Here is a 17,323-nt window from a genome sequence, read left to right as displayed (position 1 = left end):
TATGCGTATGAACGCGCGTCCGTTAATTGCATTCATACTAATCCTTTTCTTTTATTTAGGCAGCAGCTTAGCAGTTGCTGCACCTAATTTCCCGACCCTTACGGGCAGAGTCATCGACAATGCGCAACTCCTAACCCCTCAGGCCCAGCAGGACCTCGAAACTCAATTAGCCAAATATGAAGGAACTACAACGAACCAAGTAGTGGTTTTAACCCTCCCTACGTTAAATGGCTATGATATAGAGGATTATGGCTATCAACTCGGACGTCATTGGCAAATTGGACAAAAAGGCAAGAATAACGGGGTGATCCTTATTGTTGCGCCAAAAGAACGAAAAGTACGGATAGAAGTAGGATATGGATTAGAACCTGTTATTACCGATTTGTTAGCCAATCAAATAATTCAAACGGTTATCCTTCCTTCTTTTAAGAAAGGGGAGTATCAAAAAGGGATTATCGAGGGAACCCAGAGTATTTTAGATGTATTAGGTGGGGGGAAAATTACTAAAACCAAAGCCAAAACTCAAACATCGTCCAAATACGGCTGGCTGGAATGGCTTTTCTTTCTTTTAATCATTATTTTTTTCATTCGCAACCCTAGTCTTGCCTTTTTAATATTTGCGGGTTCCGGAAATCGATTCGGAGGAAGAGGTGGAGGGGGCGGTGGAGGGTTTAGCGGCGGGGGCGGTAGTTTTGGCGGCGGAGGTTCATCAGGATCATGGTAAAGATTTTTTCAACTTTAGAGTCAGAGCAAATCACCAAGGCAATTGCTTTGGCGGAGCAACGTACTTGTGCAGAAATTGCGGTGGTTGTTGTCCCCAGAAGTGATCATTATATTGCCGAAATGATGCTGTATGGTTTTGTTTTTGGAAGTTTAATCAATTTTGTATTGTGGGAAACTACAGGATTAAATAAATTTCCTTTATTTTTTTTAATTCAATTGTTATGTATGTTTCTGGTTCCTTTTATTCCAGGTTTAAACCGTGTTTTGCTCTACTTCTTACCCAGAAAATTACTGTTCCATCGCGCATCTCACTTAGGTGCAGAGGAGATCTTGGCCATTACTAAGTCGGTGTCTCATGAGACTCCTGTTGTTTTGCTGTTTATCTCCCTAGCGGAACATTATGTTCATATTTTACCCAATCACAGGATTGCTAATAAAATTGAGGAAAAATCTTGGGATCCAATTATCAATGGATTTACTATAACGTTAAAAAGAGAGAATTTGACAAAAGCCTGTATTGAAACAATCAAGGAAATAGCAACCCTTCTTGAACCCATTTTCCCTGACGATGCAGGAAAAAATTTATATGAAGATGAAGTGCGGCATGGCTTAAAATGATGTACAAGGTCAATATGGGCAAGGGAGCAGACGTACGCGCCATGCCCAGCGATGGCTATATCAAGTATAGAGTTTATTAAATGCACTGGTAAACATTGTGCAGCGATTAGGCAACGCATTCATATTGAATTAGAAGCAGCTTAGGCTGATTTTAATGGCGGCACCAAATCGGGCACCATTTGCAGACAATTTTAGACCTCCAAGAGAACTAAGGTGTAATTGTTAACTAATTCAAAATCTGATTGAGCAGGAGTGCATACAGAGATACAATTCTTCTCCACAAATAAGCTAGGACGAAATGTTCCTATAAATACTTAAGAACAGATACCCTTACAAAGTGTCTTATTTAACATTAAATTAAAACCCAACCCTTATAGAAAGGAATTATTTTTGAAGAAAAGGATTGCAGTAATTGGCTCGGGAATTTCTGGTTTAACAAGTTCCTATATTTTAAGCAAAAATCATGATGTTTCCTTATTTGAAGCCAACGATTATCTTGGTGGTCATACACATACTCTATCTGTCGAAACTAAAGAAGCTCTATACTCGATTGATACCGGCTTCATCGTTTTTAACAAAAGAACATACCCCAACTTTTGTAAATTGCTTGAAGAGTTAAATGTAGCTATTCAACCCAGTGAAATGAGTTTTAGTTATCGCTCTGATCTTCGGGGACTTGAGTACAGTGGTCATAATTTAAATACTCTTTTTTCAGATCGTCGAAACCTATTTAAATTAGACTTTTATCATCTCATCAAAGACATCGTTTTATTTAATTCTGATGCAAAAAAATTCTTGGCTCGAACCAACGACCCCGAAATAAGCATCAAAGACTTCATCACGGAAAACAAGTATTCAGAGCAATTTAAAGAATGTTATCTGATTCCAATGATGGCTGCTATTTGGTCTAAAAATAAAGCCGATACCCTAAATTGCTCTGCTTCATTTATATTACACTTTTATAACAATCATGGGCTTCTAGATTTATTCAACCGACCTCTTTGGTATGTTATTAAACAAGGATCAAAAAACTACATTACACCGATGCTTGAGCGGCTAAAAGATCAAGTTCACTTAAGTTCAAAAGTAGAACGAATAATACGAGAACCTAATAAGATTAAACTAATCATCGATTCTAAAGAACATATCTTTGATGCGGTTGTGTGCGCTACTCATAGCGATCAAGCATTAATGATGCTCGAAAAACCTAGTCCTGAGGAAATCAATATTTTGTCGGCAATAAAATATACTGAGAATGAAGTAGTTCTTCATAAAGATAGAAATGTAATGCCTAAAAATAAAAGGGCTTGGGCAAGTTGGAATTACCTCGATAACCAGAGTGCAGCTCCTACACTTACTTATTATATGAATCGACTGCAATCGATTCATTCTAAGGATGATTTTTTTGTATCAGTTAACCTTGAAAATGAAATTGCTGAAAATCAAATAATCCAATCATTCCGCTATGCGCATCCCTGTTTGACTTTATCTGCGTTAAAAGCTCAAAAGCAAATTAATTTGATTAATGGAATGAATAATACATTCTATGTTGGAAGTTATTGGGGTTATGGCTTTCATGAAGACGGGGTCAATAGTGCGATCAATACCTGTAAGCTGCTAGGAGCCTAGATGATGAACCATCCCATTTTTACAGGTTATGTACGACATCGCCGCTTTTTTCCAAAACGGCATCAGTTTTCATATAAGTTATTTATGTTCTACTTTGATCTGGCTCACATAAATAATACCTTCAAAGACATCAAACAAGTTTCCATTGAGCGTTTTAATTGGTTTTCATTTAAACGAAAAAATTATCTCAACGAATCTACTATCCCTCTTGATGAATATGCTCGTCAACTGGTTATCAATCGGTATGGAACTTACCCAAAAGGAAAAATTTATTTATTATCTCAACTGAGCTGTTTAGGGTATTGCTTTAACCCCATCAGTATTTATTTTATCTTTGATGAGACAAATCAAAATCTTGATTATTTAATTTTAGAGGTCACTAATACACCTTGGGGTGAACGGCATAATTATGTGCTGAAACATTCAGCCAAACCTAAAAATGAAATCTATTCTTATCGATTTCAAAAAGAACTACATGTATCTCCCTTTATGTCCATGAATTATTCTTATCAACTCAATTTGAAACTGAGTCAAGAAAAAATAGTGGTGCATATGGAAAATTATACGGAAGGAAGGAAGGATTTTGATGCAACATTAATTTTAAAGGCCCAAGATAACTGCTCCATTAAAAAAATATTTTGGCACCATCCTTTAATAACTTACAAAGTTGCAGCTGCTATTTATTGGCAAGCACTAAAATTATGGATTAAGGGTGTTCCATTTCATGCACATCCAAGCTCGAATAAAAGGATATCTAATGGATCAAAATAAATATTTGTCTACCCAGAGTAAGGTCACAAGACTTTCCAAAAAAGTCTTTTTCAAGTTATTAAACAGCATCAGCTACGGAGCCATCAAAGTCAATGATGCGAATGGTAGCTATGTATTTGGTAATCAAAAAGAGAAAGAGGATTCAATTGCTACCATTACCATAAACCACCCCAAAGCCTATAAATCCATTCTCATGGGTGGGTCTGTTGGTGCTGGAGCAAGTTACATCGATGGAGTTTGGGATGCAGACAACCTACAAAAATTAATTGCGATTATTATAAAAAATGACTCCCTCTTCAATAATATTGAAAGTCCCATCGCCCGTTTGTTTAGTTTCATTAGGACAATAAGCTATAAATTAAAAATTAACTCAATTCGTCGGGCTAAAGAGAATATTTTAGCCCATTACGATTTAGGAAATGATTTCTTTAAATTAATTCTAGATCCTTCAATGATGTATTCATGTGCCCTTTATCAACCTTCGGGAATCAGTTTGGAGGAGGCGTCACAGAAAAAAATTCAGGCCATTTGTAACAAATTGCAACTAAAACCAAGTGATCATATTTTGGAGATAGGTACAGGATGGGGTGGATTTGCATGTTTTGCCGCGAAAGAATATGGATGCAAGGTCACCACGACAACGATTTCAGAAAAACAATATCTTTATGTCAAAGAAAAAATCAGTCAATTGGGCTTAGATCATCAGATTGAATTATTAAAAGAGGACTACAGAAAGCTTTCCGGGCAATATGATAAAGTAGTTTCAATCGAGATGATTGAGGCCGTTGGACATAAATATTTTAATACCTTCTTCCGTCAATGTAATCGACTGCTAAAACCCGAAGGTTTATTTTTCTTACAGGCAATCGTAATTAATGATCAAGCCTATGAAGCAGCAAAAGATGAGGTTGATTTTATTAAGAAATATATTTTCCCTGGAGGCTGCCTGCCCTCAGTGTTGTCCATAAATAAATCGATTGCCAGTCAAACAACCATGCAATTGCTGTCATTTGAAGACATAGGCCACCATTATGTCTCTACTTTGAATGATTGGCATAAAAAATTATTAGCGAACAAACAGGAAATTCTTGCACAAGGATTTACTGAGTCTTTTATTCGCACATGGGAATTCTATTTTTGTTATTGTGCTGCAGGTTTTCAGAGCAATTACATTAGCGATATTCATGCCTTGTGGCGAAAAAGACGATGAATACATTACATTTCCTAATTCATACAACTGCGTATTATGTTGCCTGGTTTGCATGCATCACTCTTGCTGCTCGTGGCTATGCATGGATAAGCCCTCTTATTGTAGTTGCTTGTGTTGTGTTGCAATTGTACTGGCAATATCAAACGAGAAGAAGCCTTGAAGGGTTGTGGCTTTTACTAGCGATAGTCGTCTCCATCAGTACTATAATCGACAGTGCTTTGGTTTATAAAGGAATTGTAATTTATGCAGCAAACCCTTTTTCTCCCTATTTTACATCCCCTTGGATGATAACGATATGGATAAGTTTTACGGTTGTTTTATATGCCACATTGAGTAGCTTATTTGCTCACCTATTCTTACTTGGCTTTTTGTCATGTGTAGGTTTTGCCTTGGCATTTCGCATTGGCGCGAGCTTAGGCGCTGCTTTTTTTCCGTATGGCAGCAATACGACCTCTGTTATTATCGGGATAATTTGGTCAATTTTATTACCACTTTGTGTTTACTGGTATCAAAAGATAAAGGATGATAAATAATGTATTCTATAGGCATAGTAGTAAGTTATCTTTTTTTACAGATGTGTTTTATGTGGGGATTATATCGTATTCTAAAAAACCCTTCAGTTGTTGATGTTTCTTGGTCATTGGGATTAATGGTTTCAGGGTTAATTTATCTAAGCCTTACACCGTTTAGTTTTCGTACGCTCATTATTAGCTCTCTTCTCATTGTATGGGCTTTACGCCTTGCACTCTATTTATGGTACACGCGAATAAGAAAAGGACATGTGGACAAGCGTTATATTGAACTCAGTGCCAATTGGAAAATTAGCCCCTCTCTTGGTTTTTTTATTAACTTTCAACTCCAAGGGCTGCTCATCCTAATCATTTCAAGTGTATTTTTACTGATTAGCAAATCAGGACTAACTCATATGACCCTGATCGATGTCCTTGCATCTTGTATTATTACACTAGGAGTAATCGGAGAAACTATAGCTGATTTGCAACTGCAACAGTTTAAGAAACAACATAAAGGGGAGGTATGTAACCGAGGTTTATGGAATTATTCACGCCATCCAAATTATTTCTTTGATTGGTTAAGCTGGATTGGATTCGCTTTATTTGCGATACAGTCGAACATAGGATACCTAGGCTTACTTTCGCCTTTGATGTTATATATTGTTTTTACCCGCATCACAGGCCCCTTGACCGAAGAAGGCTCAATACGATCAAGAGGACAAAAATACATTGAATATCAAAAGCAAACTTCAATGTTTTTTCCTTGGTTTAAGAAAAAAATCGATTCTGTATGAAGACAGCAAATATACTACTCAGTCCACATAAGACCATTCCCCAAATAAAATCGATTAATGTTATCTTCCAAGGCCAGTTCGCAAGGATTGAATAATTGGTGAAATCATAAATTCCATAGGTTACCAATCCAAGGATTACTCCACCAGTAAGTGCTTGCAGGTAATTACCTTGTGCGCTGGGCAGAACAAAATAAACAATTCCTAAGGCGATGCAAACATAAACAACTCCTGCTGCCCACCAAATAGGCGTCATGCCCTCTTCCGACTTACGTAATAACATGCCGATGTTTTGGGCATAAACCGATTTCGCAATGATCCCCAACCAAATCATATCCAACACAAAGATACAGACCATAGTTAGGAAAAAAAGTCCTATAAGTTTCATTATCATCTCCTTGATTAACTACTTTTTAGCTAAATTCTGCTCTAATAAAGATTTCGGCATCGGTTTAACATCCCAAACGACTCCCAGGAGTTCTAAAAGTTTGATTAGATAATAAGTAATATCAATTTCCCACCATCGAAAGCCTTGACGTGCTGACGCGGGATAATGATGGTGGTTATTATGCCAACCCTCACCAAGAGTGATGAGAGCAAAGAACAAATTATTTTTACTGTTATCCTGCGTTTCATAACGTCTTGTACCATACACATGGCACAGGGAGTTAATGATTACGGTTGTGTTAAACAATGCCACCAGGGAAACGCTAAAGCCCCAGACTAACATTTCACCAATACCAGTGCCCCATTGAGGCTCATAAGTCTGGAGTATCCAACCGATTATGAAAAGAACAAAAAACAATAATGCTGGCATTAAAATGTCGTAGCGTTCAAGAAAAACCAGTTCTGGATATTGCTCCAAGTCCCTAACTCGCTCCGGATTGTAATTGTAATGCTTTTTTGTTAGAAACCAACCTACATGACTCCACCAAAACCCATGTTGAACTGGAGAATGAGCATCTTCTGGCGTATCAGACACCATATGGTGCTGCCTGTGATGTGCTGCCCACCAAAGTGGACCGCGTTGGGCTGACGTTCCTGCAACTGCTGCAAAAATGAATTGCCAAAAGCGATTGGTTTTGAACGCTTTATGAGAAAAATAACGATGATAAAACGCACCAATCGTAAACAAACGAAAAAAATACAGAATGACTGCAACACTCAAGGCAATCCAACTGAAACGTACATAAAAAACCAAAAGACAGCTAAGGTTAATCAAGATGAAAGGGATGGCTCGAGTCCAATCAATTTTATTACTTAATGGTTCGTCAGGATTATAATGATTCTCACTGACAATCCAACTGTGTATCAAACTTCCTAAAGACTTCATCAAATTAATCCCTAACTCTTCTTTAAATTAAAACGCTCACCTATTGAATAATTAATTATTTTTGGTGTGCTTTGCCTTTGAGTAAAGAGGTATATAGTCAAAACTGGGTGAGCCACTTTCCGAGCCACATTCATCGTAAGTATTATCAGCACACAGAAAAAATTCCTCTGCCCCATATTCTGCTGCCCGAGACATAGCTTCGTCAATAGAGTTGAAATGCCATAGTTCTTTTCCTTTATGAATGAACTCATCAGAATCTTTAGCGATAATTTCAACAATGTATTCATGAAGCTCGATGGGTGAGTAAATTAAAGCGATTGCTCTAGATTCACTCTTAGCCTGTTTGATTAATCCTTCGCGAGTTTGATTTGCCATGATTTATATTCCTTATAAAGGTATTTGCTAAATTATAATTGTCACTTTGCTGATGAATTGATAATTGACTAATGGTAATGCTCCTCTGTTTTACCTCTAAAAAGTGAATAGGCATAGAATGTATATGCAAGCAATATGGGTAACATAATAGCCACGCCGACCAAAATAAATGTGAGTGTCGAAGATGGAGCTGCAGCTTCCCAAATCGTAATCTGATGTGGAATCAAATAAGGATAAACACTTATAGCTATGCCAATATAAGAACACAAAAAAATGATAATACTGTAAATAAAAGGCTTGCGTTCGTTGTTAGAATTTAAAGATAAGTTTCTCCAGGTAAGATAAATTGCAAAGGCCGTAATTAAAGGAAGTGGACTTAATATTAAAAAATTGGGAAATTGATACCAGCGATTGAAGACTTCGGCGCTGTGCAATGGAGTCCAAATGCTAACAAAAATCAAAAAGAAACTTACGCTAACCAGTAACCCCCTGGCATAATGCACCATTTTTCTCTGAAGTCTGCTTCTGCTTTTGATAATCATCCATGTAGCACCAAGAAGCCCATAACCACTGATTAGGGCAACTCCGGTAAATAAGCTAAAAGGAGTTAACCAGCTGGACTGACTAATCGCCATCGTCTGAGGGTTCATTGAGAACCCCTGAACAAAACATCCTAAGATGACTCCTTGAAAAAATGCTGCTGCAATCGAACCGGTTGCAAATAGCCAATTCCATACAGGTTTCGACTTATCCGCTTTAAAACGAAACTCAAAACTAACGCCGCGGAAAATCAATGCTATCAACATGAACATGATAGGGATATAAAGAACGGGCAAAAGAGCCCCATAAACTTGAGGAAATCCTCCATATAATATGGCACCACCAAAAACCAGCCAGGTTTCATTACCATCCCATACAGGGGCAATTGAATTCATCATCTTATCTCTTTCGCTTTCACTGTTGGTAAAGGGAAATAAAATTCCAATCCCTAAATCAAAACCATCTAAAATGACATACATCATGACAATAAAAGCTAGTAATACCGCAAATATAAGTGGAAGCATTATTTTTTCTCCACATTTAGATCAGTCATATACTGAAATGCATGATGTTCGACTTGTTCTTGATCAATGACTTCAGGACCTAAACGAATGAGTTTCAATAAATAATACAGATAAAACCCAAAAACAACTCCATAAGCAATCACAAGCAGTATAAAAGAGATAATCACATCCTCAGCACTAATCGCAGAGATGGCATCATGAGTTTTTAATAACCCGTAGACCACCCAAGGTTGTCTTCCAATTTCAGCAGTGAGCCATCCGGAAATGCTGGCAATAAAACCGAGCGGTGTTAGTGCAAAACACCAATAATGAAACCATTTAGTCTCATAAATTTTGTTTTTGTAACGAAGAAACAGTCCAGCAATAGCCGTGGCGAACATCAAAAGACCGATGCCTACCATAATTCTAAATGAGAAAAATACGGGAGCAACTCTTGGTTGTTGGTCAGGTGCAACAGAGTCTAAACCCACCATTTTGCCATTCCAATCATGAGTATTAATGAAGCTTGCAAGTCTGGGAATTTCAATAGCATAGTTATTTTGTTGTTGCGTCTGAGAAGGCCAAGCAAATAATACTAATGGAGCGCCACTTTGAGTATGCCACAATCCCTCCATGGCCGCTGTTTTAAGCGGTTGATGCTCTTTAACCATGAGACCTACAACATCACCAACACCAATTTGCATAGGAACAAGAATCAAAGCCGCCCAAAGTGCAAAGGACATCGTTTTCTTTGCTGCCTCCATTGTTTTTTTGCGAAGCAAATAGTAAGAGGCGACCCCCATGATGACAAAGCAAGTGGTCACATAAGAGGCCAGAATCATATGGATAAACCGAGGTATAAATGAAGGGTTCATCACCACAGACCACCAGTTATCAACTACGTACTTTCCGCCAATTAACTCATAACCGCTAGGCGTTTGCATCCACGAATTTGCAGACATAATCCAAAATGCAGATATGGTTGTCCCCAGAGCTACCAACAAGGTTGCAATAAAATGGAATACCGGTGGTACTCTTTTCCAACCAAAAAGCATCACTCCCAGAAAACCAGCTTCAAGGAAAAAAGCGGTCAGTGTTTCATAGGCAAATAGTGCACCCAAAACGTTACCGAATTGAGTGATAAATGGTCCAAAATTTGTTCCAATTTGATAGGCAAGGACAATGCCTGAAACAACCCCCATTCCAAAGGTAAGAGCAAAAATCTTGGTCCAAAATTTACATATCTCGAGATAAACTGTTTTTTTTGATTTTAGCCAAAGAAACTCCATGATGACCAAAAAAACAGCCAAGCCTAAATTCAAGGTTGGAAATAAAATATGAAACCCTATGCTAAAACCAAACTGGGCACGTGAAAGAATTTCTACAAGCATTTCATTACTCCGCTCGTACTACTGAGTTTTGTAATGTAGTCTTTGATCAAATTAGGAACATGACCTACTGCATTTAAAATGCAGTATGACTGCATTACGTGGCTAATATAAGATTATCGTATATGCACAATAAATAATCAAATACATATCGTCTATTCTTTCAAAAAAATTATCAATAAGCTTGCTATTACAATGGTGGTTACTCCTGTGCGCATCTTAAAATAAGAAAGGTCCTCATATTTGTATTTTAACAACCAATAATCTAAGCACCAAAGAAGTAGGTAAAGGGGGACTAAAAATGCCGAATAAGGCATTGTTTTACTACTGCCCCATAGAACCCATAGCATTAGAACTATTATGACACTTGCAAAAAGGATTAGGCGGCTAGAAGAATTCGAACGTATCACATATCCCCAAAGAGTTCCGGCCATAAAACTAGCAATAAGTGTTGCATAAGAGTAAAACAATGGTTGTGTGGAACCGAGGTATGGGAGCTCGGTGATTCCTATAAGAGAGCAAAATGCAGCAATAAGAAACGGGAGGGCTCCTAAATAAGTTAAATATATAACAAGACCATTTTTTTGTACCATTGCATTTCCCTCATCCGGCTATTGACTAGTAGGAATATTATAATTCAATAATCTTGATTAAATTCCAATGACTAGATTGTTTGTCTCAATGTAACAAAAAATCTTTGTTCACATAAGTTCTGTGTTTTTCTGAGTCCCTTTAATTTATTAGCAGAACGGATTTATCTGCTATGAAATTTAATGGTTTTTCTATGAAAAATATTGAACTTTTAAACTTAATCAAGCATAGTGAATTCAATTTTCCTTTTTTGCGAAATTTCACGATGGGTCATTATTTGGTTATTGCGGCAAGCAGTGCAATAGGGCAATCGGTTACTACTTTTTTGACCAAGCGTGGCGATAAAGTATTCACCACTGCAAGGGATAACCATAAGATTCATCCAGATTTTATACTCGATGCCAGTAATTTTGATGCAGTTACCGAAGTTTTTCATAAAGTCGGCTCCATTGATGGGGTTGTCAATTGCTCAGGCTCATTACTTTTGAAGAGTGCCCACACGACAACATTTGAAGAGTTTCAAGCCAGCATTAATTCCTCTTTAACAACCGCATTTGCAACAGTTCGTGCAGCTGGTTTAATGATGAAACAAGGCGGCTCGGTTGTATTGATTTCATCAGCAGCTGCATTGGTTGGAATTGCAAATCATGAAGCAATTGCTGCAGCCAAAGCAGGGATAATCGGACTTGCTCAAGCAGCAGCTGCTACTTATGCACCCAATAACTTAAGAGTTAATGTCGTAGCGCCAGGAATGGTGAATAGCCCACTTACCGCTTCCTTATTAAATAACCCTTTGGCCTCTAATGCCTCAAAAATGATGCATGCTCTTGGACGTATAGGAACGCCAGAAGATATTGCCCAGGCAATTATGTTTTTACTTAGTCCTGAGAATAGCTGGATAACAGGGCAGGTTCTTGCAGTTGACGGGGGTTTAAGCCGTGTTCGTCCTAAGATGAAAATTTAACTAGCTTAATACAAAACAATATATGACAAATCTCTGTTTTAATTTGGCAATTCATTAAGTGAGACATTTTCTGCATTCAATGAAATCAATAGGCATTATGAGGTTGTATTAGTGCGAGTTAAAGAGGGAGGGCAACTTAAGTCACCATTTATCGCCTCGATAAAAACGTAAAGTGTATTTTAAAAACTAAATTTATACTTAGGATAGAGAGCTTAAGTGAAAGAAAAATTTGTTTGATTGGCATAATTTAAGTAAGGTAGAATCTCATTAGACCCCTCAAAATTGTTAAGGATAATTAATGAGTTATAAAATTTTAATTGCCATCGTACTAGCAAATTTATTATCAGTATCCTATGCAATTGATAATTCAGTACTACCTCCTTCTATGCCAACTGAATCAAATGAACCATTGAGTTCAGCTGATCCCTACCAATACTGTTTTAAAAATTCAACATGGATAGTTCCTCCCCAAACATTGCTAGCCTATCTCTATGATAATGCTAATTTTACTCCAGTTAGTGACCAAACGGTTTGGGTCATTTCCAGTTATAATCATGGATATTTTACTGGACAATCTTATACCAGTTTAAGTAACAGTGTCTTATCGCAAAGATATTTAATAGGCTCTGTGACTTCCGAAGGAAAAGTCTACATTACTTTTTATTCCGGGACCTCATCAAGAACGGATCTCGTCACTGGGATAGGTGATTTGCACGTAAAAAGCAGTGGTCAATGTTCTTTCATTATGCAAATGAATAGTGGACAAAACGGTGTCAGTGGTTTAATTCACTGGTCTTATATGATACCGGTTAAACCGGGTGATGTTTTTTATAATAACCTACCTGGTACCCATATGAGTGTCCCACAGTTTTTGGCACAATTTTAATAGTATCTTGAACCCTATTTGGGCTAATCGAAAATGGAGTTTCAAAAAACAGACATGAAAAAAATAGCGCTTTCTTTAATGATGACTGTTGTCAGTAGTTTTACATTTTCTGGCAGCATGGGGCCAATTAACCCAGAGCCCAATTGGACTGGATTTTATCTTGGTGCTAATGCGGGATACTGGAGTTCTCAAGACAATAAAGTTGTCACCACGGGTTCGACAAGTTATATCAATCAAACATTTCCATTAGGCGCTAGCAATATTGCAAGTGCATTAGCTCAAGTGGCTACTAACAATTTTTCGCTTCATTCCAATGGATTTTTAGGCGGAGGCCAAGTTGGCTACAATTATCAACAGAGCAAACAGGTTCTACTGGGACTCGATATCAGTTTGGATGGTTTAACTGATTCAGATCATTCCTATGCCTTGCAAAAAATGGTCAATTTAATGGACTTTGAGGAGTACTATGTAGGGGCTCTGGCTGTTAAACAAAAGATTAATTATTTGGGAACGGTGAGTGCTCGTTTAGGCTACCTGTATCATCCAACCTTTTTAATCTTCGGCACAGGAGGTTTTGCTTATGGTAATGTTGCATTGGATGCCTCTTGGACAGCTCGTGAATCATTAGGGCCAACAGTTTTTCCAGCGATCTCCATTCAAAATAACTTAAGTAAAACTCTCCCCGGCTGGACTGCTGGTGCAGGAGTGGAGTGGTTATTTAAACCCAATTGGAGTGCAAAAATTGATTACACATACTATCGTTTAAATAATTTGAACACGCCTGCTGTACTTGCTCAACGCAATGGTGCTGAAACACCCACTGTTCTTTGGGGAAGTGCAGCTGTGAGTACTGCACTTACTCCTTCTATTGGGAGTGTTAGAGTCGGGATAAATTATCATTTTACATAGATTACTGGTATAGGGTGCAGTAGAGCAGATGCTAATTGTTAGCAAAAAACAGGGTGCTAAACCAAAGGTTGTTCTTGCATCCCGATTTGCTCTTAACTATGGGTTACAATAATCACAATATTGCGGTTCAGCTGCTTGCACATCCAGTGTGCACGAGAGTTTAGCAAAAAATACTTCAGCAATTGCTTTTTCTTTCTCATGTTTTGAGGCAAGCAAAACCGACTTATTTCGATAGTCCATCATTATGCTCCAGTGATTGAGTGGAAATAATCCATTCGGGCTACATCAACATCTGAAACAAACATTACACCGGAGTTTTGTTGAAATAAAGTTTTCATTCCTAGAGCAAGGGTTGCAATCACTTCCTCCGGGGCTACGGCAAGAAACATAATCAATGAAGCCCTATCATTGAATAATATTTTTCCTTCATGAAATCCGTTATGGCCTTTACCTGATATATTTCTGAATATCGTAAATCCGGTGACTTTTGCCTCTTCCATCATCGAGCTGATGAGTTGCTCATGCTCTCCAGAGACTATGATTTCCACTTCATGCACTTCATGGGGTCACTTCATGGGGGCAGGCCTTGAATTGTGAAGAAAATGTGGAATATTTTGCTTGTATTATTTTATTGTGAGTAAAGTAGTCAAAAATTACGACTAAAGTTTTGAAAATTTACAATCCCAGGCCTTATCCCACGGCCTAGAAGTAAGAAAGATAAACTGGTTAAGCGACCCAGCGATGCTGGATTTGAAGTTAATTTAGAATTGAATAATAAAGGAATTTAAATGAAGCTTGCTTGTAATATAGATAAAACAGATCGGATAAACCGTACAATAATTGGTGCTGCATTGTGTATTGCTGCGATCCTTGAAATGGGAAAGTTTTTTTATATTACATTGGGTATTGTATTGATTATGGAAGGTATTATCGGTTGGTGCTCTATCCCTTATTTGCTTGGGAAAATAAAGTTAAAGTTCTCAAAACGATAGATTCTTTCAAAAATGTATGAATTTACTCATCGATGGGCATTTAATGCATTTAATGGGGTCAGGCCTTGAATTGTGAAGAAATTGGGGAGTGCATTATTCTAGTGTGAGTAAAATAATCAAAAAATTACGAATATAGTTTTGAAAATTCACAATTCAAGGCCTGACCCTGCGTTTCGTGCAAGCCCTGACCCCTGCGTGCTACGTGACATGACCCCGTACGTGAAGTTATCGTATGTTGATGAGATGACAATCAAAAAAAATGAGTGCCATCTCAAAGTAACTACTCTTTAGGAATTAAAACGTGATTTATGACATGAATCACGCCATTAGACGCTTTCACATCAGCTTTTATAACCTCGGAATTATTGACAAAAACTTTACCCTCTTTAACCGTAACATCAACATCTTGTCCGCTGAGTGTTTTAACCATTCCTGGTTTAATTTTATCAGAAGTAATGTCTCCATTGACGACATGATAAAGTAAAACAGCCTTCAGCTTGTCGGGACTTGCTAGAAGGGCATCTAAATCAGCTTTTGGAACACTGGCAAAAGCCTCATTGGTCGGTGCAAAAACTGTGAAGGGTCCTTTTCCCTCAAGTGCACTCACAAGTCCCGCTTTTTTAAGTAGAGAAACAAGAGTTGAAAAATCTTTGTTGCCTTCAGCAACGTTAACTATTGTATCGCTTGCACTTGCTGCGATGCTGTAGAGGGAAATGAGTGCAACTAAGAACAACTGTTTGATTAATTTCATATTAATATTCCTATGAGTTTTTTACATTATTTGAAAACTAGACTATTTACTGATTAAAGCAATTTCAAATAGTCCTTAAGTTCAGCCTAGCTTATTTAATAAATCATAAACATTTACTCTCAGTACGAATCAAATTTTATGATGTAACACCTCCTTATTGCAAAGTTTTTTCTAATACTTTTTTGTTGCTCGATGAACATTATTTTACCCGTTGACCTTACCTGTCATAGATTACCCATCAGCGATGGCGCACTCATTTTGCATTTTGATGAGCTTCAGCTTGCTGTCTTGGTATCGCTCATGATTTTTATCGACTAAAGTAATATGTCCAACCTTGCGCTTAGGTTGAGATTTTTTTTCATAATCATGATAATGGGCACCTGGTATCTCAAGGCACGCTTGGATGGGGGGCATCTTGCCAAGGCAGTTGACCAAAAAGCAATTGCTCATAAGCTCCGTAAGGCCTAAGGGTAAAGCAAAAACCGCACGTAAATGATTTTCAAACTGACTGGTTATTGCTCCTTCAATGGTTAGATGCCCAGAATTATGGACTCTTGGAGCTATTTCATTGACTATCAGTTCGCCCTTGTGGTGAAAAAATTCGATAGTTATGACGCCGACATAGCTCAAAGAATCCATAATCTTTCTGGCAATGTCTTGGGCTTTTTGCTGCAATAAATTATTTTCCAATGGGGCTTCGGACCATTGAAGGATGCCCTGATGATGTTGATTTCTTATGAGAGGATAAAATTCAATCTCTTCTTGCTGATTTCTCACCGCAATAAGCGATAGCTCCTCCTCAAAAGAAACAAACTGCTCCAAAATCAAATCACAAGACTGCATCAATTCCCAGGCTTTTGCTAAGTCAGACAGCTCACGAAGAACATACTGTCCTTTGCCATCGTAGCCTAATCGTCTTGTTTTCAAAATAGCAGAGCTATTCCAACTTATAAAGGCATCCTGCAGTTCCTTTTGCGTTTCAATCGCAGTAAAACGAGCTGTTTTTATTTTTAATGAGTTTAAAAATGATTTTTCTAAAAAGCGATCTTGAGTTATCTGCAGCGCTTTAGTAGAGGGATAAAATGGAACTTTTTTGGCAATGAACTCAGCACAGGCCAAGGGTATGTTTTCTGTTTCAAAAGTGACGCAATCGACTTCATTACAAAACGCAGTAAGTGCTTTTTCGTCATCAAATGATGCTGAAATTAGGCGAGTTAAATGGCGCACACAGGGATTAGGATCGGGTGATAAGCATAACGTACTAATTCCTAACGAGTGGGCAGCCAAGACCAGCATTTTTGCGAGTTGCCCACCCCCTAAAATACCGAGTTTCATCATGACTCCAATTGGGGTTTATTGTTATCAAGAACCTTTTGGGTTTGTTGCGCCCGGTATTGATTTAAGCGTTCGCAAATCTCCGGGTTATTGTTGGCAAGGATTGCTGCTGCTAAAAGAGCTGCATTAATTGCGCCTGCTTTACCGACTGCTAATGTACCAACCGGTATTCCTGCCGGCATTTGTACTATGGAAAGCAGGGAGTCCAATCCATCAAGTAAAGAAGAAGGTATTGGGACACCCAAAACAGGAAGTCTGGTCATTGCAGCCATCATTCCTGGAAGATGAGCCGCACCTCCAGCACCCGCGATAATAATCTGTATTCCGCGTTTTTCCGCATTTCGTGCGTAGTCATGGAGTTTGTCTGGTGTCCGATGTGCCGATACAATGTCTGCGTCAAAGGAAATCTTCAAGCCCTTTAGTGTTTTTGCGCTCTCAGAGAGTATCGGCCAATCACTTTGAGAGCCCATAATGATGCCAACTAAAGGTTTTTCTTGCATTT

22 protein-coding genes are annotated in these 17,323 nt (G+C 38.0%); 11 read left to right on the top strand and 11 right to left on the bottom strand.

The window, feature by feature from the left end:
- The first annotated feature begins 1 nt into the window (after position 1).
- The 7 genes from ACWTE2_RS06400 to ACWTE2_RS06370 all read left to right on the top strand — a co-directional run bounded on the left by ACWTE2_RS06400 (position 2) and on the right by ACWTE2_RS06370 (position 6,257).
- The gene (locus ACWTE2_RS06400) at positions 2-724 is read left to right on the top strand and encodes a TPM domain-containing protein (RefSeq protein WP_454784677.1); all 723 of its coding nucleotides are present in this window, start codon (positions 2-4) and stop codon (positions 722-724) included.
- Positions 718-1,341, top strand: a complete 624-nt coding sequence (locus ACWTE2_RS06395; RefSeq protein ID WP_454784676.1) for a hypothetical protein — start codon at positions 718-720, stop codon at positions 1,339-1,341. Before ACWTE2_RS06400 ends, ACWTE2_RS06395 begins: the two co-directional genes overlap by 7 nt.
- A gap of 390 nt (positions 1,342-1,731) precedes the next feature.
- Complete coding sequence (locus ACWTE2_RS06390; RefSeq protein WP_454784675.1) at positions 1,732-2,970, top strand: NAD(P)/FAD-dependent oxidoreductase; 1,239 nt, start codon at positions 1,732-1,734, stop codon at positions 2,968-2,970.
- Positions 2,971-3,741 (top strand): DUF1365 domain-containing protein, encoded by a 771-nt coding sequence (locus ACWTE2_RS06385; RefSeq protein ID WP_454784674.1) that lies wholly within the window; start codon positions 2,971-2,973, stop codon positions 3,739-3,741.
- Positions 3,728-4,951 carry a class I SAM-dependent methyltransferase gene (locus ACWTE2_RS06380; protein WP_454784673.1) on the top strand — a complete coding sequence of 408 codons (1,224 nt, stop codon included), beginning with the start codon at positions 3,728-3,730 and terminating at the stop codon, positions 4,949-4,951. Before ACWTE2_RS06385 ends, ACWTE2_RS06380 begins: the two co-directional genes overlap by 14 nt.
- Positions 4,948-5,484, top strand: coding sequence for a DUF2878 domain-containing protein (locus ACWTE2_RS06375; RefSeq protein ID WP_454784672.1), 537 nt, complete (start codon positions 4,948-4,950; stop codon positions 5,482-5,484). Before ACWTE2_RS06380 ends, ACWTE2_RS06375 begins: the two co-directional genes overlap by 4 nt.
- Positions 5,484-6,257 (top strand): DUF1295 domain-containing protein, encoded by a 774-nt coding sequence (locus ACWTE2_RS06370; RefSeq protein WP_454784671.1) that lies wholly within the window; start codon positions 5,484-5,486, stop codon positions 6,255-6,257. Before ACWTE2_RS06375 ends, ACWTE2_RS06370 begins: the two co-directional genes overlap by 1 nt.
- Here the strand turns inward: ACWTE2_RS06370 and ACWTE2_RS06365 are convergent.
- From ACWTE2_RS06365 to ACWTE2_RS06340, 6 genes are all read right to left on the bottom strand, one after another.
- Positions 6,232-6,642 (bottom strand): DUF2177 family protein, encoded by a 411-nt coding sequence (locus tag ACWTE2_RS06365; RefSeq protein WP_454784670.1) that lies wholly within the window; start codon positions 6,640-6,642, stop codon positions 6,232-6,234. The two genes, ACWTE2_RS06370 and ACWTE2_RS06365, sit on opposite strands and share 26 nt — an antisense overlap.
- A gap of 18 nt (positions 6,643-6,660) precedes the next feature.
- Entirely contained in the window at positions 6,661-7,587 is a 927-nt protein-coding gene (locus ACWTE2_RS06360; protein WP_454784669.1) for an acyl-CoA desaturase, read from the bottom strand.
- Between the two features lie 51 nt (positions 7,588-7,638).
- Positions 7,639-7,962, bottom strand: a complete 324-nt coding sequence (locus tag ACWTE2_RS06355) for a hypothetical protein (RefSeq protein ID WP_454784668.1) — start codon at positions 7,960-7,962, stop codon at positions 7,639-7,641.
- A 68-nt stretch (positions 7,963-8,030) separates the two neighbouring features.
- Positions 8,031-9,026: a cytochrome d ubiquinol oxidase subunit II gene (cydB, locus tag ACWTE2_RS06350; protein WP_454784667.1), complete on the bottom strand. Its 996-nt coding sequence runs from the start codon at positions 9,024-9,026 to the stop codon at positions 8,031-8,033.
- On the bottom strand, positions 9,026-10,396 hold the full coding sequence (locus ACWTE2_RS06345) for a cytochrome ubiquinol oxidase subunit I (RefSeq protein WP_454784666.1): 1,371 nt from the start codon (positions 10,394-10,396) through the stop codon (positions 9,026-9,028). The genes cydB and ACWTE2_RS06345 overlap by 1 nt, the downstream gene beginning before the upstream one ends.
- Positions 10,397-10,548: 152 nt before the next feature.
- Positions 10,549-10,986 carry a DUF3429 domain-containing protein gene (locus tag ACWTE2_RS06340; protein WP_454784665.1) on the bottom strand — a complete coding sequence of 146 codons (438 nt, stop codon included), beginning with the start codon at positions 10,984-10,986 and terminating at the stop codon, positions 10,549-10,551.
- Between the two features lie 263 nt (positions 10,987-11,249).
- Here ACWTE2_RS06340 and ACWTE2_RS06335 point away from each other — a divergent pair, with 263 nt between their 5' ends.
- From ACWTE2_RS06335 to ACWTE2_RS06325, 3 genes are all read left to right on the top strand, one after another.
- Positions 11,250-11,948: an SDR family NAD(P)-dependent oxidoreductase gene (locus ACWTE2_RS06335; protein WP_454785018.1), complete on the top strand. Its 699-nt coding sequence runs from the start codon at positions 11,250-11,252 to the stop codon at positions 11,946-11,948.
- 298 nt (positions 11,949-12,246) lie between these two features.
- Positions 12,247-12,834 carry a hypothetical protein gene (locus ACWTE2_RS06330; protein WP_454784664.1) on the top strand — a complete coding sequence of 196 codons (588 nt, stop codon included), beginning with the start codon at positions 12,247-12,249 and terminating at the stop codon, positions 12,832-12,834.
- A 33-nt stretch (positions 12,835-12,867) separates the two neighbouring features.
- Positions 12,868-13,743: an outer membrane protein gene (locus tag ACWTE2_RS06325; RefSeq protein ID WP_483099544.1), complete on the top strand. Its 876-nt coding sequence runs from the start codon at positions 12,868-12,870 to the stop codon at positions 13,741-13,743.
- 96 nt (positions 13,744-13,839) lie between these two features.
- On the opposite strand, the gene ACWTE2_RS06320 is transcribed toward ACWTE2_RS06325, so the two are convergent.
- Together ACWTE2_RS06320 and ACWTE2_RS06315 are read right to left on the bottom strand one after the other, a co-directional pair.
- Positions 13,840-13,986: a hypothetical protein gene (locus ACWTE2_RS06320; RefSeq protein WP_454784662.1), complete on the bottom strand. Its 147-nt coding sequence runs from the start codon at positions 13,984-13,986 to the stop codon at positions 13,840-13,842.
- Positions 13,986-14,291: a P-II family nitrogen regulator gene (locus ACWTE2_RS06315; RefSeq protein ID WP_454784661.1), complete on the bottom strand. Its 306-nt coding sequence runs from the start codon at positions 14,289-14,291 to the stop codon at positions 13,986-13,988. The genes ACWTE2_RS06320 and ACWTE2_RS06315 overlap by 1 nt, the downstream gene beginning before the upstream one ends.
- Positions 14,292-14,531: 240 nt before the next feature.
- Here ACWTE2_RS06315 and ACWTE2_RS06310 point away from each other — a divergent pair, with 240 nt between their 5' ends.
- Entirely contained in the window at positions 14,532-14,735 is a 204-nt protein-coding gene (locus ACWTE2_RS06310) for a YgaP family membrane protein (RefSeq protein WP_454784660.1), read from the top strand.
- Between the two features lie 280 nt (positions 14,736-15,015).
- Here the strand turns inward: ACWTE2_RS06310 and ACWTE2_RS06305 are convergent, their stop codons facing one another.
- The 3 genes from ACWTE2_RS06305 to purE all read right to left on the bottom strand — a co-directional run bounded on the left by ACWTE2_RS06305 (position 15,016) and on the right by purE (position 17,321).
- Positions 15,016-15,486: a fasciclin domain-containing protein gene (locus ACWTE2_RS06305; RefSeq protein WP_454784659.1), complete on the bottom strand. Its 471-nt coding sequence runs from the start codon at positions 15,484-15,486 to the stop codon at positions 15,016-15,018.
- A 231-nt stretch (positions 15,487-15,717) separates the two neighbouring features.
- Positions 15,718-16,824, bottom strand: a complete 1,107-nt coding sequence (locus tag ACWTE2_RS06300) for a 5-(carboxyamino)imidazole ribonucleotide synthase (RefSeq protein WP_454784658.1) — start codon at positions 16,822-16,824, stop codon at positions 15,718-15,720.
- Positions 16,821-17,321, bottom strand: coding sequence for a 5-(carboxyamino)imidazole ribonucleotide mutase (gene purE, locus ACWTE2_RS06295; RefSeq protein ID WP_454784657.1), 501 nt, complete (start codon positions 17,319-17,321; stop codon positions 16,821-16,823). The genes ACWTE2_RS06300 and purE overlap by 4 nt, the downstream gene beginning before the upstream one ends.
- Between the last annotated feature and the right edge of the window lie 2 nt (positions 17,322-17,323).

It is taken from the genome of Legionella nigrisilvae (genome assembly GCF_977063395.2).
The sequence above is the reverse complement of the archived record's forward strand: the minus strand, read 5'-3'. Positions and strand labels throughout refer to the sequence as shown.

What these genes read in the sequence shown, in the direction of transcription:
- ACWTE2_RS06400 (WP_454784677.1), top strand. Translation starts at nt 2, where the DNA reads ATGCGTATGAACGCGCGTCCGTTAATTGCATTCATACTAATCCTTTTC.
- ACWTE2_RS06395 (WP_454784676.1), top strand. Translation starts at nt 718, where the DNA reads ATGGTAAAGATTTTTTCAACTTTAGAGTCAGAGCAAATCACCAAGGCA.
- ACWTE2_RS06385 (WP_454784674.1), top strand. Translation starts at nt 2,971, where the DNA reads ATGATGAACCATCCCATTTTTACAGGTTATGTACGACATCGCCGCTTT.
- ACWTE2_RS06380 (WP_454784673.1), top strand. Translation starts at nt 3,728, where the DNA reads ATGGATCAAAATAAATATTTGTCTACCCAGAGTAAGGTCACAAGACTT.
- ACWTE2_RS06375 (WP_454784672.1), top strand. Translation starts at nt 4,948, where the DNA reads ATGAATACATTACATTTCCTAATTCATACAACTGCGTATTATGTTGCC.
- ACWTE2_RS06370 (WP_454784671.1), top strand. Translation starts at nt 5,484, where the DNA reads ATGTATTCTATAGGCATAGTAGTAAGTTATCTTTTTTTACAGATGTGT.
- ACWTE2_RS06365 (WP_454784670.1), bottom strand. Translation starts at nt 6,642, where the DNA reads ATGAAACTTATAGGACTTTTTTTCCTAACTATGGTCTGTATCTTTGTG.
- ACWTE2_RS06360 (WP_454784669.1), bottom strand. Translation starts at nt 7,587, where the DNA reads ATGAAGTCTTTAGGAAGTTTGATACACAGTTGGATTGTCAGTGAGAAT.
- ACWTE2_RS06355 (WP_454784668.1), bottom strand. Translation starts at nt 7,962, where the DNA reads ATGGCAAATCAAACTCGCGAAGGATTAATCAAACAGGCTAAGAGTGAA.
- cydB (WP_454784667.1), bottom strand. Translation starts at nt 9,026, where the DNA reads ATGCTTCCACTTATATTTGCGGTATTACTAGCTTTTATTGTCATGATG.
- ACWTE2_RS06345 (WP_454784666.1), bottom strand. Translation starts at nt 10,396, where the DNA reads ATGCTTGTAGAAATTCTTTCACGTGCCCAGTTTGGTTTTAGCATAGGG.
- ACWTE2_RS06340 (WP_454784665.1), bottom strand. Translation starts at nt 10,986, where the DNA reads ATGGTACAAAAAAATGGTCTTGTTATATATTTAACTTATTTAGGAGCC.
- ACWTE2_RS06335 (WP_454785018.1), top strand. Translation starts at nt 11,250, where the DNA reads ATGGGTCATTATTTGGTTATTGCGGCAAGCAGTGCAATAGGGCAATCG.
- ACWTE2_RS06330 (WP_454784664.1), top strand. Translation starts at nt 12,247, where the DNA reads ATGAGTTATAAAATTTTAATTGCCATCGTACTAGCAAATTTATTATCA.
- ACWTE2_RS06325 (WP_483099544.1), top strand. Translation starts at nt 12,868, where the DNA reads ATGGAGTTTCAAAAAACAGACATGAAAAAAATAGCGCTTTCTTTAATG.
- ACWTE2_RS06320 (WP_454784662.1), bottom strand. Translation starts at nt 13,986, where the DNA reads ATGATGGACTATCGAAATAAGTCGGTTTTGCTTGCCTCAAAACATGAG.
- ACWTE2_RS06310 (WP_454784660.1), top strand. Translation starts at nt 14,532, where the DNA reads ATGAAGCTTGCTTGTAATATAGATAAAACAGATCGGATAAACCGTACA.
- ACWTE2_RS06305 (WP_454784659.1), bottom strand. Translation starts at nt 15,486, where the DNA reads ATGAAATTAATCAAACAGTTGTTCTTAGTTGCACTCATTTCCCTCTAC.
- ACWTE2_RS06300 (WP_454784658.1), bottom strand. Translation starts at nt 16,824, where the DNA reads ATGATGAAACTCGGTATTTTAGGGGGTGGGCAACTCGCAAAAATGCTG.
- purE (WP_454784657.1), bottom strand. Translation starts at nt 17,321, where the DNA reads ATGCAAGAAAAACCTTTAGTTGGCATCATTATGGGCTCTCAAAGTGAT.